The following is a 26,867-nucleotide window of genomic DNA, read 5'->3' as shown; positions in this document are numbered from 1 at the left end:
GCGGATGTGGTCATGTGGCTGGACGGCCCCGGCTACCCTGATTGCCTGCACCAACGGCGGGGGTGAGCACCATCCAGGACGGCGGCGGCACAGCGGCGTCAACCAGCCACCGGATTCGCAGCGTGTTGGCGATCCGGCCGTTCCGCAGGCTCTGGGGTGTCACCTATCTGTGCAGTGTCGGTGACTGGCTGTCACTCCTCGCCCTGACCGGCCTCGTGTCGCGGCTGACCCAGAGCTACCAGTGGGAGAGCTTCGCGCTCAGCCTCGTCGTCCTCACCCAGCTCCTGCCGGGCATCCTGTTCGCCCCGCTCGGCGGCGTCCTGGCGGACCGGTTCGACCGGCGCAAGATCATGGTCGTCTGCGATCTGCTGCGCGGCGGCCTGTTCATCTCCATCGCGCTCATCGGCACCGCCTGGTGGCTGTTCATCGCGAACTTCCTGGTCGGCTGCTGCGCGATGCTGTGGATCCCGGCCAAGGACTCGGCCGTGCCCAACCTGCTGCGCCGCCCCGACCAGGTGGAGACGGCGAACCAGCTCGGCCTGGTCATGACCTACGGCATCTCGGTCATCAGCGGCGCGGGCCTGTACTCGCTGATCTCCGGCATCCCCGGCTACCTGCACCTCCAGAACACCGACATCGAGTTCCGCATCGCGACCATCGCCGTCATGGTCAACGGAGCCCTCTACGTCACCTCGGCGATCCTGGTCGCGGTGCGCATCCCCGAACTGTCCGGCCGGATCAGCCGTGCCAAGCCGGTCAAGGGCGAGCGCGAGGGCTTCTTCGCCATGCTGCGCGACGGGCTCCGGTTCGCCGGGCGCACCCCGCTGGTCCGCGGCCTGGTCATCGGCATGGTCGGCGCGTTCGCCGCGGCCGGCGCGGTGATCGGCACGGCCAAGCTCTACGCCAACTCGCTGCTCGGCGGCGACTCCACGTTCGGCCTGCTGTTCGTGGCGGTGTTCGCCGGTCTCGCGGTCGGCATGGCCGTCGCGCCGCGCGCCGCCCGCAGGCTGACCTACGACCGCCTGTTCGGCGTCACCATCGTGCTCGCCGGCGCCAGCCTGCTCATCGTGGCCATCGCGCCGCACCTGTGGGTCGCGCTGATCGCCGTCGCCCTGGTCGGCGGCTGCGCCGGCATGGCGTTCCTGACCGGTCTGACCATCGTCGGCTCGAAGGTCGAGGACGCCATGCGCGGCCGGACCGTCGCGCTGATCCAGTCGCTGCTCAAGATCGTGCTCTTCGTCGCCTCCGGCGCCGCGCCGCTGCTGGTGAGCCTGATCCAGCGCCGCACGGTGACCGTGTTCGGGCACCCCATGCAAGTCGACGCCACCCGGCCGGTGCTGTTCGGCGCGGCCCTGATCGCGATCCTGCTCGGGCTCATCGCCTACCGGCAGATGGACGACCGGCGTGCCGTGCCGATCCTGTCCGACCTGATCGCCGCGCTCCGCGGTCGGCGGCGGCGGACCGGCGGGCTGCTCATCGCCGTCGAGGGGGAGAGCCGGTCGGACACCGCCACCCAGGCCCGGCTGCTCGCGGAAGCGCTGCGCGCCGAGGGGCGGCAGGTGCTGCTGGCCTCCGACCCCGACCTGGACGAGCAGCGGCTGCGCAACCTGCTGTCCACCGCCGACCTCGCCGGGGTCCGGGCGCACGCCCTGGTCGCGGCGGCCGTGCGCGCCGACGTGGTGGAACGCGAGGTGCGGCCCGCGCTGGACGAGGGCGCCGTGGTCGTTATGGAGCGGTACGTGGACAGCCCGCTGGCGCACTTCAGCGCGGTCGGCAGCGTTGAGCCCAGCGAACTGGAGGGCCTGGTCGACTGGGCCACCGGGCGGCTGCGGCCGGACGTGACCGTGCTGCTGGACCGGACCCCGTCCGGGCCGCCGGAGAAGGGCCTGGTCGAGGACCACTGGCGGGTGCAGCGGCTGCTGACCGAGATGGCCTCCGCCGACCCCGAGCGGTACGTGGTGGTGGACGCCGACGGCTCCGCCGAGGAGGTCGCCGCCCGGGTGAGCGCCGTGGTGGTGCCGCTGGTGACCCGGTCGTCCGCGCGGCCGGTGGTGGAGTCGTCCTGAGGTCTGGGTAGGTTTTCTCCCCGTGAAGGGTGTGTGGAGCGAGGTCGTCGGGCAGCCCGACGCGGTCGCCGTCCTGAGCGCCGCCGCGGAGGCCGCCGCGTCCATCGTCGCCGGTGGCACGCCCGCGCCCGGCGCCATGACCCACGCCTGGCTGTTCACCGGTCCCCCCGGCTCCGGCCGCTCGGGAGCCGCGCGCGCGTTCGCCGCCGCCTTGCAGTGCACCGCCGCGGACGACCGGCCGGGGTGCGGTGAGTGCTCCGGGTGCCACACGACCCTGGCGGGCACCCACGCCGACGTCCGGGTGGTCTCGCCCGAGGGGCTGTCGATCTCCGTCGCCGAGATGCGGTCGCTGGTCCAGGTGTCGGCGCGGCGGCCCACGTCCGGGCGGTGGCAGGTCGTGATCATCACCGACGCGGACCGGCTGACCGAGGGCGCGGCGAACGCCCTGCTCAAGGCCGTGGAGGAGCCGCCGGAGCGGACCGTGTTCCTGCTGTGCGCGCCCTCCGACCACCCCGACGACGTGTCGGTGACCATCCGGTCGCGGTGCCGGATCGTGCGGTTGGGCACGCCCCGGTTGGACGCCATCGCCGACGCGTTGCGCGAGGAGGGCGTCCCCGCCTCGGACGCGGAGTGGGCGGCGTCGGTGTCCGGCGGGCACGTCGGGCGGGCGCGGCGGCTGGCGTCGGACGAGGCGGTGCGGGCGCGCCGGGACGCCGTCCTGCGCATCCCGCTGGCGCTGCGCCGGCCCGCGGACATCTTCACCTGCGCGGACAGCCTCGTGCAGGCCGCCGAGGCGGACGCGCTGACCGCCAACGAGGCCCGTGACGAGGCCGAACGGCAGGCGCTGGAGACCGCGATGGGCGGCGGCGGCACCGGCAAGGGCACGGCCGCGGCGACCCGGGGCGCCAAGGGCGCGTTGAAGGACCTGGAGAAGCGCCAGAAGTCCCGGGCGACCCGGACCCAACGCGATTCGCTCGACCAGGCCCTGGTGGACCTGGCCGCGTTCTACCGCGACGTCCTGGTGACGGCGACCGGCGCGCAGGCGACCCTGAACCACCCGGACCGCGCCGACGACGCCCGCGAGGCCGCCCGGTCGTGGTCCCGCGAGTCCACCCTGCGCCGCCTGGAGGCCGTCCTGGCGTGCCGGGAGGCGCTGGAGCTGAACGTCAAGCCGCGCATCGCGGTCGAAGCCATGCTCATGACCCTCCACCGCGGCTGACCCGGCTCCCGGGCCTCACCGGGGCTGATCCGGCTCCGGGGCCACACTGCGGCTGACCCGGCTTCCGGTTCGACCGGAGCCCGCCGCAGACCTGCCGCACCACGCCACGCGCTGCCGCGATCGACTCACTCGTCGTTCGCCGCCGCGCCGGGCTTCGACTTCGGCCCCGCCACGGCACGCTGCGCTGTGGGGCGAGCGGGTGGCTCCGTCCGCGCCCCGTTCCTTCTACTTCACGGGACGCGGGAGTCGTCGGTTGGTTCCGAACTCGACATGTCACCCGATGGGGTGGCGTGCCGGGTGCGGGGGCGGGTCGGGGGGATGGCGGCCACCACTACAACGCCGACCAGCAGCAGAAGAGTTCCCGTCCAGAAGATCGGGATCGTCTTGTACGCCGCGTTGGTGTACGCCAGCGGTTGGCTGCCCTGGTTCTTGGGCGGGGCGGCCTGCCCGCCGCCTCCGGGCGGCGTCTGGGCCGGCGCGCACACCACCCCGCCGTTCGGGGCCGCCGCGCGGACGATCTGCTCACCCAGGGACACCTGTGCCAACGCCGATGGCAGGTTCGGCAGCCCGAGGGCGTCGGTCGGCAACAGCTGGAGGTCGAGCAGCCGCGCGGTGGCCCCGAGCATGAACCCCTTGATCACGGGGCCGCCTTGCTGGAGCGGACCGTCGAGCACCATCGACTTCTCGTTCAACTGCGCGATCTGGAGGCGCAGCACGCCGATGTCGAGCTTGCGTTCCGCCAGACCGCCGACGACGGGGAGGTTGCCCGTCACGGGCAGGCCGATCGGCACGTCGAGCTTCGGGTTGGCGGCGTCGAGCACCCCGAGCTCCTTGCCGCCCTGGCTCACCCGCAGCACGGGCGCGGTGTAGGTGACCTTCGAGGTCGCCTGGTCACCGGTGGACAGGGCGGTCAGGGTGGGTTGGCCGACGACGTCGATGCGGATCTCCATCGGCGTGCCCGCGAGCAGCCGGACGCTCGCCGCCTGGAGGGTGGACGTCGACTTCACGGCCTTGTTCGCGCTGCCCGGCAGGTCCACCAACTCCACGGTGGACCGGGCGCTGAGCGTGTCCGGAAGGCTGAGCAGGGAGCCGGTCGCGCCGGTGTCGGGCGAGCCGGACAGCAGGCCGCCCAACTGGCTCAGCGGCGCGCCGAGGCCCTTGAGCCCGTCGACCAGGGCCTGCTTGCCGGCCGCGTCGAGCTTGGGCGTGTCCTGGGTGAGCATGCCGGTCAGGTCGGTCGACCCGGGCAGGGTCGGGATCGCGTTGAGCACCGACAGGCTCGCGACCGAGGTCCTGGCGTCGGCCAGCGGCGACACGCACGGGCCGAGCTCGTCGTGCCAGCGGGCGTGGGCGCTGCCGTTGAGCAGGCCGACCTTGAGCAGGGTGTCCAGCGGGGTCTGCGGCGGGGTGAGGCCGCCGGTGACGGGCGCCGCGTTGTCCGGGGAGGCGGTCTGCACCAGCGTGCCGGGCGTCTGCGGCGCGCGTCCCCGCACGGCGAACCCGAGCGGCGAGGCCTGGGCGACGGCCCGTTCGTAGGTCAGGTACGCCTCGCTGTTGGCCTGGGCGCTGGCCAGCCCGACCCCGACCTCCGCCGCCGACTGCTTGGGCAGCTGCTCGCTGAAGCCGGGCAGGATCGTGTCCGTCGGCACCGACTCGGGGGCCAACCGCACCACCGCGAGCCCGGTCCCGGCGTCCCCGACGGCGTGCGCGGTGACCGGCGGCCCGGCCGACGCCGGCGGCTGGTTCGGGTCGCGCGGACCCGGCACGGGGGTCGTCGTGGGCTGGGCGAGAGCGGGAGCGGCGCACAGCGCGACCAGCACGGCGGCGGCAGGAAGGGCCATCAGGCGCATCTGTGCGGTACCTCCCACGACGACAGCGTCGACGCGACGCGCGCACGTGAGCGGCGTCACTCACGGCCTAACGACCGCACCCCCTGGTGGGTGACGCTCACCGCCTGGGCTATAGTTGTCGCGTCTCGCCGCCTTAGCTCAGTCGGCCAGAGCGGCTCACTCGTAATGAGCAGGTCGTCGGTTCGATTCCGACAGGCGGCTCGCGAGATAAGGCCCAGGTCAGCACCGCTGACCTGGGCCTTTTTGCTGTGCTACCAGCGGTGCCAGTGGGGGAAGCCGTTGGGGCCGTAGAGGACCAGGTTCGAGTCGTTCTGCACGACGAAGCGGTCGGCTGCCGAACTCCAGGTGTTGGTGTGCCACTTCGCTTCGAGGTGTGGCGCGTAGACGACGAAGTTGCCGTCGTACTGGAGGACCGCGTAAGTCGCACCGGTGCCGTTGGTGTGGGTGTGCCACACCGCTTGGTTGTTCGCGTTGTAGAGCACCAGGTTGCCGTCGGTCTGCATGGTCAGCCGGTAGCGGCCGTCCGGCGAGGTCTTGGACTGGCCGGCTTCCAGGCGCTCGCCGGCGACCACCCGGTCGCGGCCGGGTTCGGCGGCGATGTCCCGGATCACGACGCTGTAGTTGCTGCGCAGGACCACGTAGGCCTCGGTGCCGGTCCGCGTGATGGCCATCGACACCGCGTACATGCCGATCTCCCTGGACCCCAGGACGGTGTTGGTGGCGACGTCGATCGACGACATGGTGTTGCTGTCGTAGTCGGCGACGTGGACCTGGCGACCGTTCGGCGCGGGTGCCACGGCCAAGGGGTTGGGCGTGCTCACCGTGGCGGCGACGTAGTTGCCGGCCGTGGCGATCATGTAGACCTTGTCGGCCTGGTAGCTGGTGGCGTACGCGCGCAGGCCGTCCGGCATGATCGCGATGCGGTTGGGAGCGGTCGGCAGCGGCACGTTGGCGATCACGCTGTTGGTCGCGGTGCTGACCACCACGACCCTCTTGCTGTAGAAGTCCGCGATGTAGACGCGGGAGCCGTCCGGCGTGACCTTCACGTCGGTCGCGCCGCTGCGGCCGATGTGGACCGGGGTGGCGGTGTTGGTCGCGGTGTCGATCACGGACATTTCGTAACCGGAGCCGACGACGTAGGCCTTCGTGCCGTCCGGCGTGACGGCGACCGCCCGCGGCGCGATCACCGCGGCCACCGAAACGGTGCTGACGACCTGCTTGGCCGCGGTGTCGATCACCGACACCGAGCCCTTGTCGGTGTTGGAGTCGCCGGCGTTGGTGATGTACGCCCTGCGGCTGTCCGGGGTGAACGCGACGTCCTCGGGCTGGATGCCGACGGGGATGGTGGCGGTGACCGTCTTGCTCGCGGTGTCGATGGCCGACACCGTGCGGTCCTCCGCGTTGGTGACGTAGGCCAGGGCTCCATTCGGGCTGATCTCCACCGAAATCGGGTTCTCGCCGACCCTGACGTACGGCACCGGCCACGTCGCGGCCGTCGCCGCGCCGGGCGTCGAGGCGATCAGCCCCGCGGTCACCAGGACTCCCAGTGCGGCTGATCTTCGCCGGATCCTGTGCACAGCGCGCTACCCCCTTCGATTCCGTCGTGCGCTCGGTGCGCCGGATCCTGCCAGACCCGAGTGGCCGGCATTGCTCCAATGGGGTGGCGTTTTCACGGTTGGCGTCAGTCGTCGTTCACCCTGTCGTTGCCACCGTGGAGGTGAGGGCGATGGTCGGGATGGTCGTGCTGACGGTGCTGGCGTTGCCGTTCGTCGCGCTGGTCGCTCGGGTGGGGCGGCGGCGGTGGGTCCGACGGCACCAGGTGGCCCGGGTGCGGGCGCAGATGGCGGTGTTCCACCACCGGCTCACGCGGACGTGAGGATCCTCGTGGCGTGGTCGCCGTAGCGGCGGGTCAGCTCGGCGTCGACCTCGTCGGGGGTGCCGACCACGGCGAAGGCGTGCATGACGTCGTCGGGGATCGACGCGGTCATGTCGTCCCACAGCCCCCTGCGGGACATGCGGTGCAGTTCCTCGTGCAGCTCGCCCCAGCCGTGCAGGTCCAGGACCTTGCGGTACGCGGGGGTCGAGCCGTAGAAGGCGATCTGGCGCTTCACCTCGACCACGCCCGCCTCGTCGTGCGCGACCAGGGCCGGCGCGCTGATCTCCAACGGGGGCAGGCCCGACGCGGCGCGACCGCGTTCCAGGGCGGGGACGGTGACCTCGCGGAAGTAGCGCTCGGTGGTGAAGTTGTGGCACAGGAAGCCGTCCGCCACCTCGCCCGCCACCTCGGTCATCAGCTCGCCCACGCCGGCCAGCCACACCTTCGGCGGGCCGTGCGGGTTGGGGCCCGGGTCGAAGAACGGCGTCATCAGGGTGTGCGTGTAGAACTCGCCCCGGAAACGCAGCCGTTCGCCGGTGGCCCAGCACGTCCAGATCGCCCGCAGCGCCTGGACGAACTCGCGCATCCGTGCCGCCGGGCGTGACCACGGCATGCCGAAGCGCTTGGTGATGTGCGGTTCGACCTGGGAGCCCAGGCCTAGGTTGAACCGGCCGCCGGACAGCAGTTGCAGGTCGTTGGCCTGCACGGCGGTGCTCATCGGGTTGCGCGCGAAGGCCACCGCGATGGCCGTGCCCAGCTCCAGGTCCAGACCGCCCAGCCGGGCCAGGCCCAGGAACGGGTCATGGCTGGTCTCGGCCAGCCAGAAGCCCCCGCAGCCCTCGGCCAGCGCCCGCCGCGCGGACTCCTCGACGGTGCGGGGGTCGTACGCGATCTCCAACCGGTCCACCTGCACCGGCCGAACGTACCGAAGCCCGGCGGCGGTCAGCGGTTGGGCTTGAGGGTCCAGACGACGACCATCTCCGCCGTCGTGACGCCCTCGGCGTTGGTCACCGTGACGTTGACGGGGAACTCGGGGCGGGTGCCGGCGTCGAGTTCCGCCACCACCTCGTCGGCGGGCCGGCCCAGGACGGCCTCGGCGCGCAGCACGCCCAGGGCGAGCTTCTTGTAGGCGATCTCGGACCGGGCCACCAGCGGGGTCGCCTTGGCCATGTGCGGCGCGAAGGCGGCCATCGCGACCGCCCCGGACGCGGTCTCGCCGAGGCCGAAGATCATCGCCGCGTGCGGCCCGCCCACGTGGTTGTGGGTCTCGGCGGTGTCGGGCAGTTCGGCCACCACCCGGTCGCCCGCGACCTCGGGGAACTCGACGCCGCTGGTCTTCACCCACGGCACGGCCTGCTTCATCGCGTCGGCGACGAACGAGTAGTCAGCGCTCATGGCGGGCATGTTACCGACCAGTAGCCATGAGATGCGAGTCACCGGGTATTTCGTTTGCCAAGAGACTTTCTCGGGTTCATGCTTGTACCCAGCAACTAGATGCATGGTGCAAGCAAACGGAGAGTCCCATCATGACCCCGGTGAGTGACGAGGTGCAGCTCGCCCTGGCCGAACGCATCGGCACGGCGATGGTCCGCCTCAACAAGATGCACGCCTGCGTGGCGTCCCACATGAGCAAGTCCGGGATGGACAAGGCGTCCTTCGTGCTGCTCGCCAACCTCAGCCAGTTGGGACCCTGCCGGTCCAGCGCCCTCGCCGAGGCGGTCTTCTCGGACCCCTCGACGGTCAGCCGCCAGGTCGCGACGCTCGTCAAGGAGGGCTGGGTCGAGCGCCGCGCGGACCCCGACGACGGCCGCGCCAGCGTGCTGGCCGTGACCGACGCCGGGCAGCGCCTCCTGGAGGAGCGCCGCGCGCAGCGCAACCAGGCCATCGCCCGCATGCTCGCCGACTGGTCCGAGGAGGACCTCTCGGCGTTCATCCACCACTTCGAGCGCTTCGTCGGCAACTACGAGAAGGCGCTGCCGGATTTCATCGCTGAGAGCGGACTGGGGCCGCGCTCAGAAGGGGAGAAGAACTGATGTCGGAGACGACGACCCGAGCCGGGGCGACACCGCCAGGTGCCGCGCTGCTCACCCACCGCCAGATCCTGACGATCCTGTCCGGCCTGCTGCTCGGCCTGTTCCTGGCGGCGCTGGACCAGATGATCGTGTCCACCGCGATGAAGACCATCGCCGACGAGCTGCACGGCCAGACCCTCCAGGCCTGGGCGACCACCGCCTACCTGATCACGGCCACCGTCTCGACGCCGCTGTACGGCAAGCTGTCCGACATCTACGGCCGCAAGCCGATGTACCTGACCGCGATCTCGCTGTTCCTGATCGGCTCGCTGCTGTCGGGCATCGCGAACTCGATGTACGAGCTGGCCGCGTTCCGCGCGGTGCAGGGCCTGGGCGCCGGTGGTCTGATGTCGCTGGCGATGGCGATCCTGGCGGACATCACCTCGCCGCGTGACCGCAGCCGGTACATGGGCTACTTCATGGCCGTGTTCGGCGTGTCCAGCGTCGCGGGTCCGGTCGTCGGCGGCCTGTTCGCGGGCCTGGAGAGCTTCCTGGGCACCGCCGGCTGGCGCTGGGTGTTCCTGATCAACGTGCCGATCGCGCTGGTCGCGCTGGTCGTCGTGGCGCGGGTGCTCAACATCCCGCACAAGCGGGTCGACCACCGCATCGACTACCTGGGCGCGCTGCTGCTCACCGTCGGCCTGGTGCCGCTGCTGATCGTCGCCGAGCAGGGTCGTGAGTGGGGCTGGGACTCCGCCGCGTCCATCGCCATGTACGTGGTCGGCGTGCTCGGCCTGGTCGGGTTCGTGTTCGCCGAGAGGCGCGCCGGCGACGAGGCCCTGCTGCCGCTGCGGCTGTTCCAGCGCCAGACGTTCTCGCTGGGCAACGCGGTCAACTTCGTGATGGGCATCGCGATGTTCGGCGGCATGGTGTCGCTGCCGCTGTACCTCCAGATCGTGAAGGGCTACTCGGCCACGGAGGCCGGCCTGATGATGCTGCCGCTGACCCTCGGCATCATGACCGCGGCCGGCACCAGCGGCCGGATCACCGCGAAGACCGGCCGGTACAAGGTGTTCCCGGTGGTCGGGTTCGGGCTGATGGCGGCCTCGCTGTTCCTGTTCAGCACGATCGGCACGGACACCCCGGTCTGGCAGCCGCTGGTGATGATGTTCTTCATGGGTGCGGGCCTGGGCCTGTCCATGCAGACCCTGCTGGTGGCCATCCAGAACGACGCCGAGCCCCGGGACATGGGCGTGGCCACCTCGTCGGCGACGTTCTTCCGGCAGATCGGCGGCACGGTCGGCACGGCGGTGTTCCTGTCGATCCTGTTCAGCACGGTCGGCGACAAGATCGGCAACGCGCTGCGCACGGCGTTCGGCGACCCGGCGTTCGCGGCGGCGCTGGCCAAGCCGGAGAACGCCCAGATCGCCGGGGCGCTCAAGGACGGCGGCGCGGGCGTGGACCTGAACAACACCGAGTTCCTCAACACGCTGGACCCGGTGGTCGCCCGGCCGTTCCTGGACGGCTTCTCCGGCTCGATCGACCTGGTGTTCCTGGTCGGCGGCCTGGTGTCGGTGGTCGGGTTCGCGCTGGTGTGGTTCCTGCGCGAGGTCCCGCTGTCCAACCGGTCCGGTCTGGAGCGGGTGAACGACGAGGCCGCTCCGGCGGTCGCGGTGCACTGACCCCGGACGCGAAAAAGCGGGCCACCCCTTCACCTGGGGTGGCCCGCTTTTTCTGTGGTCAGTGGTCCTCGCCGCGCGCCACGGCGTCCTTCAGGCGCTGGTAGGACCGCACGATCTCGGCCTCGGCCTCGGTGCGGCCGACCCAGGTCGCGCCCTCCACGCTCTTGCCCGGCTCCAGGTCCTTGTAGACCTCGAAGAAGTGCTGGATCTCCAGGCGGTAGAACTCGGAGAGGTGGTGGATGTCGCGCAGGTGCTCGCTGCGGGGGTCCTCGGCGGGCACGCAGAGCAGCTTGTCGTCGCCGCCCTTCTCGTCGGTCATGCGGAACATGCCGATCGCGCGGGCCCGGATGAGGCAGCCCGGGAAGGTCGGCTCCTGGACGAGCACGAGCGCGTCCAGCGGGTCACCGTCCTCACCGAGGGTGTCGTCGACGAAGCCGTAGTCCGCCGGGTACTGAGTGGCCGTGAACAGGGTGCGGTCCAGTCGGATGCGCCCGGTCTTGTGGTCCATCTCGTACTTGTTCCGGACCCCCTTGGGGATCTCGATGGTGACGTCGAACTCCACTGCGCGGTCCTCGCTCGTCTTTGACGTTCGTTACGCCACTAGTGTGGACCACGAGGTGTCGTCAACCCTCATCCGAGTGCCTGTGCGTGGGTGTGACATTGCCCGTAATCAACCCCGGAGGACTGCGTGCCCGACGAGCCATCGTGGCCGACCGTCGACGATGACGAAGCGGTCCACGAGCCGCCAACGGTGCAGGTCAGGCGGCCGGGGCCGCAGGAATCGCCGACCATGCGCATCCCGGTGCCACCACCTGTCCCGCGCACTCCGTCCCCGCCTTCGGCGGCCGAGCAGACCGCCATCGTGCCGAGACCGGTGCCGCCGGTGTCGGGCGGGCAGGACAAGCGCACGCCGGGCCGGCCGGCCACCCCTCCGCGCGGACAGGTGAAGACCGAAGTCGCTCGATCGCGTGAAGCCGCCGCCGACGCCGCCTGGTCCCGGTGGGAGGCCGCTGGGGACGACGACACCCCGGCCAAGAGCAAGCCCGAGAAGACCACGTCCGAGAGGGCCACGCCCGAGAGGGTCAAGCCGGAGCCCGCCGCCGCGGAGGAGACCGCCAAGCCGGAGCGGGTCGCGACCGTCGAGGAGTCCGAGCGGCGGAAGAAGCCGTTGGCGCTGGTCGGCGCGTTGGCGGCGGTGCTCGTGCTGGTGGCGGGCGGTGTGACGTCGTGGCAGCTGGGGTGGTTCGACACCGCGCCCGTGCCGACCACCGCCGCGCCGCAGCCGCCCGCACCCGTCTCGCCGGCCGTGCGCGGTATCGGCACGGACGGACCGGTGCCCAGCGCGTCCGGCATCGCCGCCGTCCTGCGCGGACCGGCCGGCAACCCCGACTTGGGCACGCTGACCGGCGCGGTGGTCGACCCGGGCACCGGCCAGGCGCTGTGGAAGCAGGGCGACACGACCCCGCTGACCCCCGCCTCGACGGTGAAGATCCTGGTCGCGGCGGCCTCGCTGCTGGCGCTGGACCACACCTCCCAGCTGTCCACCAAGGTCGTCCAAGGCGCCCAGCCCGGCACGGTCGTGCTGGTCGGCGGCGGCGACCCGACGCTGTCCTCGTTCCCGGCCGACCGCGGCACCGTCTACCCCGGCGCGGCCACCCTGGACGAGCTGGCCTCGCAGGTCACCGCGAACGGCCCGGTCACCCAGGTCCTGTACGACACCAGCCGCTACCAGGGCGACGGCATGGCCCCGGGCTGGGACCCGGCCGACGTCCCCGGCGGCTACGTGTCCCCGATCGGCCCGCTGATGATGGACGGCGGTCGCCAGGACCCGACCGCCTACGACACCCCGCGCACCGGCACGCCCGCCGCCACCACCGCGCAGGCCCTGGCGTCCCGGGTGGGCGCGGCGTCCATCGCCGCCGGCACCGCGCCGGCGGGGGCGAAGGTGCTGGGCGAGGTCAAGTCCGCCCCGGTGGACCAGCTGGTCGAGAACCTGATGCAGATCTCGGACAACGTGCTGGCCGAGACGATGGCCCGCGAGGTCGCCATCGCCAAGGGCCTGCCGCCCACGTTCGAGGGCGGGGTGCAGGCGGTGCGGGCGGTGCTCACCGAGAACGGCTTCGACCTGACCGGCGCCGAGGTGGTCGACGCGTCCGGCCTGTCCAAGAACGACAAGGTCCCGGCCCGGCTGCTGACCGACATCCTGTCCGCCGCCGCGAAGCCCGACGCCGCCGACCCGAAGACCGCGAAGCTCCGGCCGCTGCTCACCGCCCTGCCCGTGGCGGGCGGCAGCGGGACCCTGGCCGGCCGGTACGGCGACCTGGCCGGCAAGGGCTGGGTGCGCGCCAAGACGGGCACGCTGACCTCGGTGAACTCGCTGGCGGGCGTGGTGGTGGACAACGACGGCCGGGTGCTGGTGTTCGCGTTCATGTCGATCAGCGGCGAAGACCCCCGGACGAAGGTCCGACCGGGCCTCGACGCCCTGGCCACCGCTTTGCGGGGCTGCGGCTGTGTTTGATGGTGCCGCCTCCGGCGTCGCGGGCGAGGCCGCCTGGTAGTCGGCTTGTCGCGCCGCCTTTCCCACCGATCGGAGGAGCTGATCGGCGGGAAAGGCGGCGCGACAAGCCGACGCGGCCTCGCCGGGCTCAGAGGTGTTGTCGTGGCCGGTTCCGCAGGTAGCGTTCGGGGGGTGAACCGCGCTGCGCAGGACCACCGTGCGGGCAGTGACCCGGTCGACTGGGAGCTGGCCATCGCGACCGCCGCCCGGCTCGTGCGCCCCGGACCGGTGGTGCCCAGAGCGGAGGCGGACATCGCGGTCGGGCGGTTGCGCGAGCAGGCCATCGACGCCGAGGTGCACGTCCGCGAGCTGACCGGGCTCGGGCACGGGCTGCCGCTGCGGGCGGGCGAGGTCGTCGACCGGCCCGGGTGGGTCCGGGCGGCCGTCCAGGGACTGTCCGTGCTGACCGATGGGGCCCTCCCGCGCCAGTCCGGCGCGTTCAGCGGTGTCCTGGCGGGCACAGCGGGCGTGCAGGCGGGCGTGGTCATCGCGTTCCTGAGCGGGCGCGTGCTGGGCCAGTACGACCCGTTCTCCGACGGCGGACGCCTGCTGCTGGTCGCCCCGAACATCGTGGGCGCGCAGCGGGCGCTGGACGTCGACGGCGCGGACTTCAGCATGTGGGTGTGCCTGCACGAAGGCACGCACCGGCTCCAGTTCACCGCGGTCCCGTGGCTGGGCGAGCACTTCTCCGGGCTGGTCGCGCAGCTGCTGTCGAGCATGGACGACGGGGTCGCGGTGCGCCTGCGCGACCTGCCGCGGCGGCTGCGGGAGGCGGGCGGGTTCGTGGACCTGCTCCAGAACCCGGCGCAGCGCGAGGTGCTGGACCGGCTGATCGCCCTGTCCACGCTGCTGGAAGGGCACGCCGACCACGTCATGGACGCGGTGGGTCCCGAGGTCGTGCCGTCCGTGGGGGTCATCCGCGAGCGGTTCACCGCCCGGCGCAAGGGCGGCGGCATGCTCGACCGAGTGCTGCGGACGTTGCTGGGCGTGGAGGCGAAGGTCCGCCAGTACGCCGAGGGCGCGGCCTTCACCAGGCACGTCGTGGACGCCGTGGGCATGTCCGGGTTCAACGCGGTGTGGACCGGACCGGACACGCTGCCCACCCGCGCCGAGATCACCGACCCGGCCGCCTGGCTGCGCCGCGTCTCGCCGTGAACGGTCCGGTCGACCGGGTGCGCGTCGCGGTGCGGCGGTTCCTGGCCGAGCACCGGCCCGAGGAGGTCGCGGTGGCGGTGTCCGGCGGCGCCGACTCGCTGGCCCTGGCGGCGGTGACCGCGCAGCTCAGACCGGGTGCGCGGGCGGTCGTGGTGGACCACGGTCTCCAGGAGGGCTCGTCACGGGTCGCCGCGGAAGCCGCTGCCACGTGCACTCGCCTGGGGCTGCGGGCCGAGGTGCGGACGGTCGTCGTGGAAGGGCCTGGCGGCCCGGAGGCGGCGGCTCGGCGGGCGCGGTACGCGGCGCTGCGGCCGGAACGCGGGTTGGTCCTGCTCGGCCACACCCTCGACGACCAGGCCGAAACCGTCCTGCTCGGCCTGGGCCGGGGTTCGGGACCGCGCAGCATCGCCGGGATGCGGGCGTGCGACCCGCCGTGGGGACGTCCGCTGCTGGGCGTGTCGCGGGCGGACACCAGCGCGGCTTGCACGGCCCTCGGCCTCACCCCCTGGAATGACCCGCACAACGCCGACCCCGCCTACACCCGCGTCCGGCTGCGCACGGAGGTCCTGCCGCTGCTGGAGGACGTCTTGCAGGGCGGTGTGGCGGACGCGTTGGCCCGCACGGCGGCCCAGTTGCGCGAGGACTGTGACGCACTCGACGACCTGGCGCGTTCCCACCCCGGCGACCGCTGCGACGCCAAGGAGCTGGCCGACCTCCCGACCGCCCTGCGCAGGCGTGTGCTGCGCCTGTGGCTGATCGACGAGGGGGTGCCCGAGTTGTCCGACTCGCACCTCCGGCGCGTGGACGCTCTGGTCGCGGACTGGCACGGCCAGGGTGGGGTCTGGCTGCCCGGCGGCTTTGTGGCACGCCGCGCGCATGGCAGGCTTCGAGTCGAACCGGTGCAGTCATGACAAAAAGGGGTTCGTCCGTGTACGACGGCGACATCGCCTCCGTGCTCATCACCGAGCAGGAGATCAGTGACAAGGTCACGGAGCTGGCCAACAAGGTCGCGGCCGACCACCCGGCCGACGGCGGTTCCGACCTCGTCTTGATCACCGTGCTCAAGGGCGCGGTGATGTTCATGACCGACCTGGCGCGAGCGCTGCCGGTACCGGTCCAGTTGGAGTTCATGGCGGTCAGCTCCTACGGGTCGTCCACGTCCTCGTCGGGCGTGGTGCGCATCCTGAAGGACCTGGACCGCGACATCGCGGACCGCGACGTGATCATCGTCGAGGACATCATCGACTCGGGCCTCACGCTGTCGTGGCTGCTCAAGAACCTGGCCTCGCGCAAGCCGCGGTCGCTGGAGGTGTGCTCGCTGCTGCGCAAGCCGGACGCGGTGAAGGTGGACGTGCCGGTGAAGTACGTGGGCTTCGAGATCCCCAACGAGTTCGTGGTGGGGTACGGCCTGGACTACGCCGAGCGCTACCGGGACCTGCCCTACATCGGCACGCTGGACCCGAAGGTCTACTCGAGCTGAACAGCGAGAAGGGGCGCTCCCGGCTTCGGGAGCGCCCCTTCTTCGTGCCTGTCAGCAGTTCGGGCGGCAGCGGCGCTGGGAGATGGCGTCCAGCAGCACGGTCTTGATGTCGTCCGGCTTCAGGGCCTGGTAGGACTTGCCGCCGGTGGCCGACGCGATCTGCTTGAGCGTCTCCATGTCGGCCTCCGGCCCCAGCCCCACCATGAACAGGGGCACCGGGCGGGCCGGGTCGGCTTCCTTCTTCAGCAGTTCCACCAGCTCGGGCAGCTTGAGCGTGGAGATGTCGTCGTTGCTGCCGTCGGTCATGATGGTGACCGAGTTGATCTTCGACGGGTTGAACGTCTGCTGCGCGTGCCGGAAGGCGGCCAGCACCGTGTCGTTCAGCGACGTCCCGCCGCCGACCAGCGCCGGAACGCCACCCGCGCCCTTCTGCAACTGCTCGCGGCGCGGCTTGCCGCCCAGCGGCTCGCCCAGCGGGCCGGCCGGGACCAGTTCCTGGTAGCCCTTCGGCTTGCGGTTGGTCGAGAACGCCCACAGGCCGATCTCGGAGGTGTCCGGCAGCATCGCCAGCGCCGTCAGCGACGCGTCGCGGGCCGCCTCGACCCTGGTCAGCTCGCTGCCCTGCATCTTCTCGGCCATCGAGCCGGAGACGTCGAGCACGGCCAGGATCCGCGTGTCCAGGCTGACCGCGCCCCAGGTCCGCAGCAGCTCCGACACCTGGTCGGGGGACGGCGTCTTGAGCATGGCCACGTCGTCGCCGCGCACGCCGTCCTTTTCGTTGCTCCAGCCCTGCGGGGCCTTGCCGTCCGGGGTGCGGAACCCCGCCTCGGCGAAGCGCTGCGCCGTGCGGCCGTTGCGCAGGGCCTTCTCGAAGCCCTCGGCGGCCTGGGCGGTGCCGGACTGCTCGCCGGACCGGCTCACCCGCACGACCGGGTAGTCGAAGCTGACCGTGCCCTCCTTGGGGTAGGAGGCGACGACCCGGCGCGACCCGGCCGCCCGGTTCGCCGACAGCACGTTCTGCTCGGCGGCGGTGAACACCGGGGCGTTCTCCGCGCCCTGCACGACCTTGCCGAACGCGTCGCGCACGGACGGCAGCGCGTTGCGGCCGACCCGCAGCAGCGCGCCGATCAGCTCGGGCTTGGGCGTGCCGTCCGGGTTGCCCAGCTGGGCGCGGATGACGGCGAGCGTCGCCAGGCCCTCCGTGGAGGTCGTGGGGTCGCTCAACGACACCGCCACGCGCGGGTCGACGACCTTCGCCCAGGTCACGGGCGTGATCGGCCACCCGAGGTCGGTCATGGCCTTCTCGGAGCCCGCGATCACCAGGGGTGACGAGGCGAGCGAGTCCTTGATGTCCAGCCGGGGCGCGTCGGCGCCCTGGTCACCGGCCTGCCGCTGGGTCTCGGCGGCCCACATGGAGGAGTCCGGGATCCACAGCGCGGGCGGGTTGATCTGGGCGGTGGGCAGCTCGTGGGACACGTCGGCCGCGCCGCGCGCCTCGACCTGCACCTGGACGCACTTGTTCTCGACCACGGGCTGTCCGGCCTGGTAGTCGTCGGCGGCGCCGCGGACCACCTCCTCGACCGCCGGGGTCACGGCGACCTTCAGCGGCAGGGTGCCCTTGCACTCGGGGCCACTGGTGGCCTTGATGGCGACGACCGCGACACCACCCGCCGCGACGACGCCCAGGAGGGCGCCGAGGGGCAGGGCTATCCGGCGCGCCCGGCTGGGGGAACGCTCGTTGCGAGCTGACATACCGTTAGTACCTTCGGTTGGTGTTCACCCTTTCGGGTGGGCGTTGAACACTCAGTAACTGCCGAGGATGACACGGGCCGCTCACGTGACAAACTCTCGTGTTCTATGTCACTCGAATGACCCTCACTTGGTTGCTACCTGCTAGTAACGCGATACCCCTAGTCAGTGTTACGGCCCGGTAGCCCGGAAAGTTCATGATCGTTCACACGCCCGGGTGAACCCGCTTGACCTGCGCACCGTGTTCGCGGTCACGGCGGGGAACACTTGACGCCCCCCGGCCGTTGGTCCGGCGAGACGTGACTGCCCCACACCGCGGAGCACTCCGCCCGTGCTCAGGGCGGTAGGCTGGTCGGACGGGTCGTGCCCGTCCGCGCCCGTCACCAAGTCAGGGAGGGTCGAGGCCGCCCGCCGGCCGTAAGTGAATGGACCGCAAGCGCCTGCTTCGCAACCCGCTGCTGTGGATCGTGGCGGTGTTGTTGCTCTACTACGTCTTCTCCATGCTCTTCGACGACACCAAGGGCTACACCGAGGTCAAGACGTCCCAAGCACTCCAGCAAATCCGGGACGGCAAGGTCAAGGAAGCCACGATCGAGGACAAGGAGCAGCGCCTCCGCCTGACCCTGGTCGACGGGGCGAACTTCGAGGGCCACGATCGGCTGATCACGCAGTTCCCGGCCAGCTCCACCGACGAGGTGTTCACCATCCTCGACCAGGCCGGCAACAAGCCCGCGGTGGCGACCAAGGTGAGCCAGGACTCGTTCCTGGTCCAGCTCCTGCTGTACCTGGTCCCGCTCGGCCTGCTGTTGCTGCTGCTGATGTGGATGATGAACAACGCCCAGGGCGGCGGGAACCGCGTCCTGAACTTCGGCAAGTCCAAGGCCAAGCAGTTGTCCAAGGACATGCCCAAGACGACGTTCGCCGACGTCGCGGGCGCCGAGGAGGCCGTCGAGGAGCTCCAGGAGATCAAGGACTTCCTCCAGAACCCCGGCCGCTACCAGGCGCTGGGCGCGAAGATCCCGAAGGGCGTCCTGCTCTACGGCCCGCCCGGCACCGGCAAGACGCTGCTCGCGCGCGCCGTCGCCGGTGAGGCCGGGGTGCCGTTCTACTCGATCTCCGGCTCGGACTTCGTCGAGATGTTCGTCGGCGTCGGCGCCTCCCGCGTGCGCGACCTGTTCGAGCAGGCCAAGCAGAACGCGCCGTGCATCATCTTCGTCGACGAGATCGACGCGGTCGGCCGCCACCGCGGCGCCGGCCTCGGCGGTGGCCACGACGAGCGCGAGCAGACGCTGAACCAGCTGCTGGTCGAGATGGACGGCTTCGACTCGCGCGGCGGGATCATCCTGATCGCGGCGACCAACCGGCCCGACATCCTGGACCCGGCGCTGCTGCGCCCCGGCCGGTTCGACCGGCAGATCCCGGTGTCCGCGCCGGACCTGAAGGGCCGCAAGCAGATCCTGCGCGTGCACGCCAAGGGCAAGCCGTTGGGCCCGGACACGGACCTGGACGGCCTGGCCAAGCGCACCGTGGGTTTCTCCGGCGCCGACCTGGCCAACGTGATCAACGAGGCCGCCCTGCTCACCGCCCGCCAGAACGGCACCGTCATCACCGGCGCCGCGCTGGAGGAGTCGGTGGACCGCGTGATCGGCGGTCCGGCCCGCAAGAGCCGGATCATCTCCGAGAAGGAGAAGAAGATCACCGCCTACCACGAGGCCGGGCACGCCCTGGCCGCGTGGGCGATGCCGGACATCGACCCGGTCTACAAGGTCACCATCCTCGCCCGCGGCCGGACCGGCGGTCACACGCTGTCCGTGCCCGAGGAGGACAAGGACCTGATGACCAGGTCCGAGATGATCGCCCGGCTGGTGTTCGCGCTGGGCGGCCGGTCCGCCGAGGAGCTGGTGTTCCACGAGCCGACCACGGGCGCGTCCAACGACATCGAGCAGGCCACCAAGATCGCCCGCGCGATGGTCACCGAGTACGGCATGTCCGCCCGCCTGGGCGCGGTCAAGTACGGCCAGGAGCAGGGCGAACCGTTCCTGGGCCGCACGGCAGGCCGGCAGGCCGACTACTCGCTGGAGGTCGCGCACGAGATCGACGAGGAGGTGCGCGAACTCATCGAGGCCGCGCACACCGAGGCCTACGAGGTGCTCAACACCTACCGCGACGTGCTCGACGCGCTCACGCTGGAGCTGATCGAGAAGGAGACCCTGCACCAGAAGGACCTGGAGCGGATCTTCGCGGGCGTCGAGAAGCGGCCCCGGATCACGAAGTTCAACGACTTCGGCAACCGGACGCCGTCGGACAAGCCGCCGGTCAAGACCCCGGCCGAACTGGCCAAGGAGCGCGGCGAGCCGTGGCCCCCGGCCATCGAGGACACCCTCGACCAGGAACTGCCGCCCGTGCAGGACCCGGTCCCCACGCCGCCGCAGGCCGCGCCGAACGGCAGCAACGGGTCCCCGTACCAGCCGCCGCAGCCGACGCACCCGTCCTCCGGCCCGCCCAACTACGGCGCGCCGCCCGGGTGGACCCCGGCCACCGTGCCGGGCGGGCAGTCACCCCAGTGGCAGCCCGAGCCGACGGAGGCGTCCGACCAGCGGAACTTCGAGACGGATCCGGACAACCGCAAGTGACCGAGATCGACCAGGCCGGCCTCCCCGTCAACGGGGGGGCCGGCCTCGCGCGGCGGCCCTTCGACCAGAAGCGGGCCGAAGCGGCCGTGCGGGAACTGCTGCTGGCCTGCGGCGAGGACCCGGACCGCGAAGGCCTCCAGGACACGCCCGCCCGCGTGGCGCGCGCGTACCGGGAGCTGTTCGCGGGCCTGTACACCGACCCGGACTCGGTGCTGGCGAAGACCTTCGACGAGAGCCACGAGGAGCTCGTCCTGGTCACCGACATCCCGATGTTCTCCTTCTGCGAGCACCACCTGCTGCCCTTCCACGGGGTGGCGCACGTCGGGTACATCCCCAACGAGCAGGGGCGGGTCACCGGCCTGTCCAAGCTCGCGCGGCTGGTGGACCTGTACGCCAAGCGGCCCCAGGTGCAGGAGCGGCTGACCTCGCAGGTGGCCGACGCCCTGGTGCGGCGGCTGGAGCCGCGTGGTGTGATCGTGGTCGTGGAAGCCGAGCACCTGTGCATGGGCATGCGCGGCGTCCGCAAGCCCGGGTCGCGGACCACCACGTCCGCCGTGCGCGGGCTGCTGCGGACGTCGGCGTCCTCGCGCGCCGAGGCCATCGAGCTGATCAAGGGACGTACCAGGTGAGCGTGCCTCGACCGGGGCACTGCGTCGTCATGGGCGTCCTGAACGTCACCCCGGACTCGTTCTCCGACGGCGGCCGGTACCTGGACCTGGCCGACGCGGTGGCGCACGGGGTGGCGATGCACCAGCGCGGCGCGGACATCGTGGACGTGGGCGGCGAGTCCACCCGTCCGGGCGCCGCGCGGGTCGAGCCGTCGGTGGAGGCCGCGCGGGTCGCCCCGGTGATCCGCGAGCTGGTGGCGGCCGGGGTGCCGGTGTCCGTGGACACCATGCGCGCCGAGGTCGCTTGCGCGGCGTTGGAGGCCGGTGCGTCGATCGTGAACGACGTGTCCGGCGGCCTGGCCGATCCGGAGATGGCGTCGGTCGTGGCGTCCGCGCGGGTGCCTTATGTGCTCATGCACTGGCGTGGTCACTCGCGGCAGATGGACAAGCTGGCCGTGTACGACGACGTCGTGCGTGACGTGCGGGACGAGCTGTGCGAGCGGGTGGACGCGGCGCTGGCGGCGGGCGTGTCGTCGGACGACATCGTGCTCGACCCCGGGTTGGGGTTCGCCAAGAACGCCGAGCACAACTGGCAGCTGCTGCACCGGTTGGACGAGCTGCTCGCGTTGGGCTTCCCGGTGCTGGTGGGCGCGTCCCGCAAGCGTTTCCTGGGTGCCCTGCTGGGTGGCCGGGAGCCGGACGGTCGCGAGGACGCGACCGCCGCCGTGTCGACGCTTGCTGCTTTCCTGGGCGCCTGGGGCGTGCGGGTGCACGACGTGGACAAGTCCCTGGACGCCGTCGCGGTGGCCAGGGCGTGGAGGCGGGGCCATGAGTGACCGGATTTCGCTGCGCGGCTTGCGCGTGCACGGGTTCCACGGCGTGTTCGAACACGAGAAGCGCGACGGCCAGGACTTCCTGGTCGACATCACGGCGTGGCTGGACCTCTCGCGCGCGGCGGCCACCGACGACCTGCGCGAGACGCTGCACTACGGCGAGCTGGCCGAGCGCGCGGCAGCGATCGTGGCGGGCGGCCCGTACGACCTGATCGAGACCGTGGCCGGCAAGGTCGCGGACGAGGTGATGACCGACCTGCGGGTGCGGGCGACGGAGGTGACGGTCCACAAGCCGTCGGCCCCGATCCCGCTGACCTTCGCGGACGTGTCGGTGACCGTGAGGCGCACCCGTGACTAGGGCCGTGCTGTCCATCGGCTCGAACATGGGCGACCGGTTGGGGTACCTGCGCTCGTCGGTGGAGGGGTTCGCTTCCGAGCTGGTCGCGGTTTCCCCGGTGTACGAGACCGCGCCTTGGGGCGTGACGGACCAGGACGACTTCCTGAACGCCGTGCTGATCGTCTCGGGTTCTTTTGGCGCTTGGGACTTGCTGCGGCGGGGTCAGGCCCTGGAGAACGCTTCGGGGCGCGTGCGGTCGTTGCGGTGGGGGCCGCGGACGTTGGACGTCGACGTGGTGACCGTGGACGACGTGGTGTCCGAGGACCCTGAGCTGCTGCTGCCGCATCCGGGGGCGCACGAGCGGGCCACCGTGCTGGTGCCGTGGCTGGACATCGACCCGGACGCGGTTCTGCCTGGGCACGGGCGGGTGGTCGACCTGGTGGCGGGCCTGGACCTGACCGGCGTGACCCGCCGCGACGACCTCACCTTGAGGTGAACTTCCTCGACCCGTGTCGACTTTCAAGGTAGTTTGAAGGTATGGCGGCTCAGGTCGAAGTTCCGTTCTCGGATCTCATCAACAAGCCCAAAGACACGGTGGCCAAGCTCAAGCAGGCCCCGGGAGAGCGCCTCCGCCTCCGCCGCCGCGACGACGAGGACTTGGTGTTGACCACGGCTTCCCGTGCCGCTCGAACCCCGGCTTCGGACTCCGTCGCGACACGGATGTTCGTCGCGATGATGCAGCGGGACCCCGGCGTGCGCACGCTGGTGACCGAGGTCGTGCCCGAAGTCTTCCCGTGGGTTCGCTACCTGCCGACCGAGAGCGTCCGCGAGTTCGTCGTCGAGCTGGTGGAAGCCCTCAGGGCCACGGACGACCTCGACACCAAGGCTCCTGTAGACGTGGTCATCGCGGCGTGGAAGCACACCGCCGAGGTCTACGCCGACCCCGAACTCCTCAAGGCGTTGACACAGGCGGAGCACGGCGACTTCGGGCCGGTCCCGCCGCCGGAGGTGGGTAGTTGAGCCCCAAGCGTGGTGATCGCGCGGCGCCACCGCCTCGGCCGGAGGACTGGGACGTCAAGTTCGCGAACAACGACGCGGTCAAGGGCTGGGACGAGTTGGGTCGCCAGGCGGCGGCGAACACCTTCGCCGCCTGGCAGGAGATGCGGACGCACCCGGCTCCGCGGATCGAGACCACGCGCCACCACCAGCTCCGAGGGCCGCTGTCGCACGCCTCGCACGGTGGCCGGATGCTGCCCAGGTGGCAGATCGAGGTGACCGGGAGTGGCCGGATCTGGTACCTGGCCGACGCCGAGCGGCGCACGGTGTGGATCACCTGGGCTGGTACGGGGCATCCCAAGGCCACCGAGTAGCGCTCGTACTGCGCCGAGGCCGGGCCGGGGTTAGCGTCGGCGGAGGAGGTCGGCGATGAGCAACGCGGTCACTTACGACGCCGCGCGGCGGCGGATCATCAGTCTGGTCACCAACGGGGATGCCTCGGTCGAGGTCGCCGCCTGTCCCGGGTGGACGGTCAAGGACGTGGTCGCCCACCTCGCCGGCGGGCTCGGGGACTTCGTCAACCGGCGGTTCGAGGGGCACGAGACCGGGCAGTGGGGGGAGAAGCAGGTCGAGGAGCGGCGGGACAAGGCGTTGGGGGAGTTGCTCGTCGAGTGGGAGCGGAACTTCGAGATCTCCGAAGGGCTGTTCGACTCGCCGGTCGGCGCGGTGCTGGTGGCGGAGATCGTGCAGCACGAGCACGACATCAGGGCCGCCCTGGACCAGCCCGGGGAACGGGACAATGTGGCCGTCCGCGCCGCCCTCACGCGCCCGATGCAGGAGCTGGACAAGCGTTTGCGCGAACAGCACCTGCCCGCTCTGCGGATCACCCTGGAGCACGGTGACCGCATCCTCGGCGAAGGCGAGCCGTCCGCGACGCTGCGCACCTCGTCGTTCGAGCTGATGCGGGTCATCGGCGGCCGGCGCAGCGAGAGCCAGATCCGGTCGATGGACTGGGACGCCGACCCCACCCGCTGGCTGCCCGCCCTCCAGCTGTTCGGCGCCCGGGAGACGGCGCTCGTCGAATGACCATTGGTGACACGATGGAGCGGTGAGGTTCACCAAGCCCCGTGACCTGCTCGCCGTCGGTCTGATCGCGGGCCTGCTCGTCCACCTGCTGCTGCGCCTGTCCTACGACTCGCTGCCCGAGCTGCCGACGTTCGCCGGGTTCACCCTGCTGGTGATCGCCGCGGTGGACGTGGTGCTCGCCTTCTCGTTGCGCGCCCGCATCCGGCGCAAGCCGGGGGCCGAGCCGGTGCAGCCGCTGACCGCGGCACGCGCTGTGGCGCTCGCGAAGGCGTCATCACTCCTCGGGGCGATCATGGCGGGCGCGTGGAGCGGCGTGCTGGTCTACGTGATTCCGGCTCAGGGCGAATTCGACGCCGCGCGCCACGACCTGGTCAGTGCCATCGTCGGGCTCGTCTGCGCGGCCGTGCTGATCACTGCGGGACTGTGGTTGGAGCACTGTTGCAAGACCCCCGAAGATCCCCACGCCAACGGGTGAATACGGGCGCGGAGGTCTCAATCGGGTAACTGACCGGTACGGTAGGGGCCATGACCGGGCGAGGCGCGTCGCAGGACGGCGAGCAGCAAGATCACGGTCGTGGCATCGGGCGACTACTGCTGGTAGCAGCGTTGGCGCTCGCCCTGGGTGCCGCGGCGGTGCTGGTCCTCAGCGACAACGCCCGTTGGCTGAGACTGGCCGTGGTCGCCGCGCTGTGGGCCGCGCTCACCGGCGCCTTCCTCGCCGCCCGCTACCGCCGGCAGGTCGCCGACCGCGACGACGAGGTGGCCGACCTCCAGTCCGTGTACGAGCTGGAGCTGGAGCGCGAGGTCGCCGCCCGGCGCGAGTACGAGCTGGAGCTGGAGGCGGAGACCCGCCGCCGCGTGCGCGAGGAGTCCCGCGAGGACCTGGAGGCGCTGCGCAACGAGCTGCGCGTGCTGCGGGAGAACCTGGAAGCCCTGCTGGGTGGCGAGGTCCTGGTGGAACGGGTGGCGCTGCGCGCGGAGTCGACCCGCATGCGCGCGTTGTCCGACCAGTCCCGCCTGATGGCCGTGGGCGACCAGCGGATCATCACGGCCGGGCCGGCGAAGGCCGTCGCCGCCAAGGCCGCCGAGACGCCCAGCCCGGAGCGGACCGAGCTGATCGAGCGGATCGCGCACGACGGCTCCCGCAAGGACCAGACCCGCCGCCCCGAACCGACCCGCCCCGACCCCGCCCGCCGCGACCAGTCACAACCCGCCCGCCGCGAACCCTTGCGCACGACGCCGCAACGACCGGCCGCCACCCGCTCGGAGTCCACGGAACGCGTCAACCGCGCCGACCTCGCCGGCCGCCTCGCCCCGGCCACTGCATCGCGCTCGACGGACCCGTCCCGCGCCGCCGATCCTTCGCGCGCCGCCGAACCGTCCCGTGCCCCCGAACCGTCGCGTGCCGCTGACCCTTCGCGTGCTGCCGATCCCTCGCGTGCCGCTGATCCTTTGCGTGCTGCCGATCCTTTGCGTGCCGCTGATCCTTTGCGCGCCGGGGAGCCTGCCCGCCGTTCGGAACCGGCTCGTGCCGCGGAGCCGGGCCGTCGCGCCGAACCGTCGCGTAGCGCGGAACCCGCTGAGCCCGCCCGTGCCGCCGAACCTCGCCGCGCCGAGCCTGCCCGCCCGGCGGAACCCGCTCGCCGCCCGGAACCCGCTCGGGCCGCGGAGCCGAGCCGCCCGGCCACCGGTCGTCCCGCGCCGGAGCACGGCGAGGTGCGCCACCAGGTCGAGGAGGTCGGCCTCGACGCCGGTCGCCTCGGGATCGGCCTCGAACCCGCCGCGCAGGGCGAGCGGCGCAGCCGGGTCGCCGAGCGGACCGAGATGATCAGCCGCGACGCCGTGCTGACGGACCAGGCCGCCCGCCGCGCGCAGGCCGAACCCGCCACTCGTCACGCGTCGGCCGAGCCCGCCACCCGCCACGGCTCCGCCGAGTCGGCCACTCGCTATGGCTCCGCTGAGCCCGCCGCGCGTTCCGCCGAGCCCGCTCCCCGCTACGGCTCCGCCGAGCCCGCCGCCCGCTATGGCTCCGCTGAGCCCGCCACGCGTTCCGGCGAGCCCGCCGCCCGTTACGCCACCGGCGAGCCGGCCGCGCGTTCCGCCGAGTCGGCCACCCGCCACAGCTCAGCCGAACCGGCCGCGCGTCCCGCCGAGCCCGCGGCCCGTCGGGTCGAGCAGACGGGTGGGTTCCGCACGGTGGCCGCGAGTTCGGTGCGCCAGACCGAAGCCGTGCACCAGACCGGTGGTTTCCCGGTGACCCCCGCCCGCCCCGACAGCGGGCGTCGGGCGGCCGAGACCGGCAGTTTCCGTCCCGTGCCAGGGGAATCGGCGCATGGTTTCGAGTCCGATGTGGACGCCGGGTTGGCCAGGCCGACCGCCGTCCGCCGCGCGGCCGAGATGACCGGGGCCGGTTACCGCCCAGTCGAGAACGCGGGTCAGGCGGAGACCAAGGGTCGCCGGGCCGCTGCGACCGGGGCCGGGTTCCGGCCGGTCACGCCCGCCACCACCCGTCGGGCCGCCGAGCACACCGGCGAGTACGAGCCGGTGACCGCGGAGCCCGCCGGTCGGTCGTCCGCCGAGGTGACCGGGCGCAGGCGTGCCCCCGAGCACACCGCGCCCGAGCCCGCGGGGGCGCACGCGGACGGGAAGTCGGTCAGCGAGTTGCTCGCCGCGTTCGGTGGGGCGGATTCACCCCGGCGCAGGCGTCGGCGCGGCGAAGACTGACCGG

Annotated in this window: 25 protein-coding genes and 1 tRNA gene; 20 read left to right on the top strand and 6 right to left on the bottom strand. The window is 71.8% G+C overall.

Features of this window, described 5'->3' with window-relative positions; translation table 11 throughout:
- Window positions 1–62: 62 nt before the first annotated feature.
- Window positions 63–2,066: a bifunctional MFS transporter/dTMP kinase gene (locus tag WBN91_RS04530; protein WP_337728490.1), complete on the top strand. Its 2,004-nt coding sequence runs from the start codon at window positions 63–65 to the stop codon at window positions 2,064–2,066.
- 22 nt (window positions 2,067–2,088) lie between these two features.
- A complete protein-coding gene (locus tag WBN91_RS04525) occupies window positions 2,089–3,285 on the top strand; it encodes a DNA polymerase III subunit delta' (protein ID WP_337728489.1) in 1,197 nt (398 codons plus the stop codon).
- Window positions 3,286–3,515: 230 nt separating this feature from the next.
- Here WBN91_RS04525 and WBN91_RS04520 read toward each other — a convergent pair whose 3' ends face one another.
- A complete protein-coding gene (locus WBN91_RS04520) occupies window positions 3,516–5,135 on the bottom strand; it encodes a hypothetical protein (protein ID WP_337728494.1) in 1,620 nt (539 codons plus the stop codon).
- Window positions 5,136–5,262: 127 nt separating this feature from the next.
- Here WBN91_RS04520 and WBN91_RS04515 point away from each other — a divergent pair.
- Window positions 5,263–5,336 (top strand) — tRNA-Thr (locus tag WBN91_RS04515).
- Between the two features lie 50 nt (window positions 5,337–5,386).
- Here WBN91_RS04515 and WBN91_RS04510 read toward each other — a convergent pair.
- A complete protein-coding gene (locus tag WBN91_RS04510; protein WP_337728488.1) occupies window positions 5,387–6,670 on the bottom strand; it encodes a hypothetical protein in 1,284 nt (427 codons plus the stop codon).
- 191 nt (window positions 6,671–6,861) lie between these two features.
- Here WBN91_RS04510 and WBN91_RS04505 point away from each other — a divergent pair, with 191 nt between their 5' ends.
- Window positions 6,862–7,011, top strand: coding sequence for a hypothetical protein (locus tag WBN91_RS04505; RefSeq protein ID WP_337728487.1), 150 nt, complete (start codon window positions 6,862–6,864; stop codon window positions 7,009–7,011).
- On the opposite strand, the gene WBN91_RS04500 is transcribed toward WBN91_RS04505, so the two are convergent.
- Window positions 6,998–7,924, bottom strand: a complete 927-nt coding sequence (locus WBN91_RS04500) for a TIGR03617 family F420-dependent LLM class oxidoreductase (RefSeq protein ID WP_337728486.1) — start codon at window positions 7,922–7,924, stop codon at window positions 6,998–7,000. The two genes, WBN91_RS04505 and WBN91_RS04500, sit on opposite strands and share 14 nt — an antisense overlap.
- A gap of 29 nt (window positions 7,925–7,953) precedes the next feature.
- Window positions 7,954–8,406 (bottom strand): DUF4442 domain-containing protein, encoded by a 453-nt coding sequence (locus WBN91_RS04495; protein ID WP_337728485.1) that lies wholly within the window; start codon window positions 8,404–8,406, stop codon window positions 7,954–7,956.
- Window positions 8,407–8,537: 131 nt separating this feature from the next.
- Here WBN91_RS04495 and WBN91_RS04490 point away from each other — a divergent pair, with 131 nt between their 5' ends.
- Window positions 8,538–9,044: a MarR family winged helix-turn-helix transcriptional regulator gene (locus WBN91_RS04490; protein ID WP_337728484.1), complete on the top strand. Its 507-nt coding sequence runs from the start codon at window positions 8,538–8,540 to the stop codon at window positions 9,042–9,044.
- Entirely contained in the window at window positions 9,044–10,705 is a 1,662-nt protein-coding gene (locus tag WBN91_RS04485; protein ID WP_337728483.1) for an MDR family MFS transporter, read from the top strand. Before WBN91_RS04490 ends, WBN91_RS04485 begins: the two co-directional genes overlap by 1 nt.
- Window positions 10,706–10,763: 58 nt before the next feature.
- Here the strand turns inward: WBN91_RS04485 and WBN91_RS04480 are convergent, their stop codons facing one another.
- Window positions 10,764–11,267: an inorganic diphosphatase gene (locus WBN91_RS04480; protein ID WP_309110360.1), complete on the bottom strand. Its 504-nt coding sequence runs from the start codon at window positions 11,265–11,267 to the stop codon at window positions 10,764–10,766.
- A gap of 228 nt (window positions 11,268–11,495) precedes the next feature.
- Here WBN91_RS04480 and dacB point away from each other — a divergent pair, with 228 nt between their 5' ends.
- The 4 genes from dacB to hpt all read left to right on the top strand — a co-directional run bounded on the left by dacB (window position 11,496) and on the right by hpt (window position 15,897).
- Window positions 11,496–13,223 (top strand): D-alanyl-D-alanine carboxypeptidase/D-alanyl-D-alanine endopeptidase, encoded by a 1,728-nt coding sequence (gene dacB / locus WBN91_RS04475; protein WP_337728482.1) that lies wholly within the window; start codon window positions 11,496–11,498, stop codon window positions 13,221–13,223.
- A gap of 171 nt (window positions 13,224–13,394) precedes the next feature.
- Window positions 13,395–14,417, top strand: a complete 1,023-nt coding sequence (locus tag WBN91_RS04470; RefSeq protein WP_337726677.1) for a zinc-dependent metalloprotease — start codon at window positions 13,395–13,397, stop codon at window positions 14,415–14,417.
- Window positions 14,414–15,328, top strand: a complete 915-nt coding sequence (gene tilS, locus WBN91_RS04465) for a tRNA lysidine(34) synthetase TilS (protein WP_337726676.1) — start codon at window positions 14,414–14,416, stop codon at window positions 15,326–15,328. Before WBN91_RS04470 ends, tilS begins: the two co-directional genes overlap by 4 nt.
- Before the next feature lie 17 nt (window positions 15,329–15,345).
- Window positions 15,346–15,897, top strand: a complete 552-nt coding sequence (gene hpt / locus WBN91_RS04460) for a hypoxanthine phosphoribosyltransferase (RefSeq protein ID WP_337726675.1) — start codon at window positions 15,346–15,348, stop codon at window positions 15,895–15,897.
- Window positions 15,898–15,948: 51 nt separating this feature from the next.
- Here the strand turns inward: hpt and WBN91_RS04455 are convergent, their stop codons facing one another.
- Entirely contained in the window at window positions 15,949–17,649 is a 1,701-nt protein-coding gene (locus WBN91_RS04455; RefSeq protein ID WP_337726674.1) for a substrate-binding and VWA domain-containing protein, read from the bottom strand.
- Between the two features lie 422 nt (window positions 17,650–18,071).
- On the opposite strand from WBN91_RS04455, the gene ftsH reads away from it, so the two are divergent.
- From ftsH to WBN91_RS04405, 10 genes are read left to right on the top strand one after another with little or no spacing between them, the layout of a single operon-like run.
- Window positions 18,072–20,279, top strand: a complete 2,208-nt coding sequence (ftsH, locus tag WBN91_RS04450) for an ATP-dependent zinc metalloprotease FtsH (protein ID WP_337726673.1) — start codon at window positions 18,072–18,074, stop codon at window positions 20,277–20,279.
- Window positions 20,280–20,284: 5 nt separating this feature from the next.
- Entirely contained in the window at window positions 20,285–20,908 is a 624-nt protein-coding gene (gene folE / locus WBN91_RS04445; protein WP_337726680.1) for a GTP cyclohydrolase I FolE, read from the top strand.
- A gap of 29 nt (window positions 20,909–20,937) precedes the next feature.
- Window positions 20,938–21,723 carry a dihydropteroate synthase gene (gene folP / locus WBN91_RS04440; RefSeq protein ID WP_337726679.1) on the top strand — a complete coding sequence of 262 codons (786 nt, stop codon included), beginning with the start codon at window positions 20,938–20,940 and terminating at the stop codon, window positions 21,721–21,723.
- A complete protein-coding gene (folB, locus tag WBN91_RS04435) occupies window positions 21,716–22,078 on the top strand; it encodes a dihydroneopterin aldolase (protein WP_337726672.1) in 363 nt (120 codons plus the stop codon). Before folP ends, folB begins: the two co-directional genes overlap by 8 nt.
- On the top strand, window positions 22,071–22,553 hold the full coding sequence (gene folK / locus WBN91_RS04430) for a 2-amino-4-hydroxy-6-hydroxymethyldihydropteridine diphosphokinase (protein ID WP_337726671.1): 483 nt from the start codon (window positions 22,071–22,073) through the stop codon (window positions 22,551–22,553). Before folB ends, folK begins: the two co-directional genes overlap by 8 nt.
- Before the next feature lie 41 nt (window positions 22,554–22,594).
- Entirely contained in the window at window positions 22,595–23,077 is a 483-nt protein-coding gene (locus tag WBN91_RS04425) for a hypothetical protein (protein ID WP_337726670.1), read from the top strand.
- Window positions 23,074–23,427, top strand: coding sequence for a hypothetical protein (locus tag WBN91_RS04420; protein WP_337726669.1), 354 nt, complete (start codon window positions 23,074–23,076; stop codon window positions 23,425–23,427). Before WBN91_RS04425 ends, WBN91_RS04420 begins: the two co-directional genes overlap by 4 nt.
- Window positions 23,428–23,482: 55 nt before the next feature.
- Window positions 23,483–24,139 carry a maleylpyruvate isomerase family mycothiol-dependent enzyme gene (locus tag WBN91_RS04415; RefSeq protein ID WP_337726668.1) on the top strand — a complete coding sequence of 219 codons (657 nt, stop codon included), beginning with the start codon at window positions 23,483–23,485 and terminating at the stop codon, window positions 24,137–24,139.
- A 22-nt stretch (window positions 24,140–24,161) separates the two neighbouring features.
- Window positions 24,162–24,614 carry a DUF3180 domain-containing protein gene (locus WBN91_RS04410; protein ID WP_337726667.1) on the top strand — a complete coding sequence of 151 codons (453 nt, stop codon included), beginning with the start codon at window positions 24,162–24,164 and terminating at the stop codon, window positions 24,612–24,614.
- A 50-nt stretch (window positions 24,615–24,664) separates the two neighbouring features.
- Window positions 24,665–26,863, top strand: coding sequence for a DUF6779 domain-containing protein (locus WBN91_RS04405; protein ID WP_337726666.1), 2,199 nt, complete (start codon window positions 24,665–24,667; stop codon window positions 26,861–26,863).
- Window positions 26,864–26,867: the final 4 nt, after the last annotated feature.

The organism is Saccharothrix sp. CCNWYY140, from assembly GCF_037401995.1.
Classification (GTDB): domain Bacteria; phylum Actinomycetota; class Actinomycetes; order Mycobacteriales; family Pseudonocardiaceae; genus Actinosynnema.
This window is presented reverse-complemented; position numbering and strand designations above follow the sequence as displayed.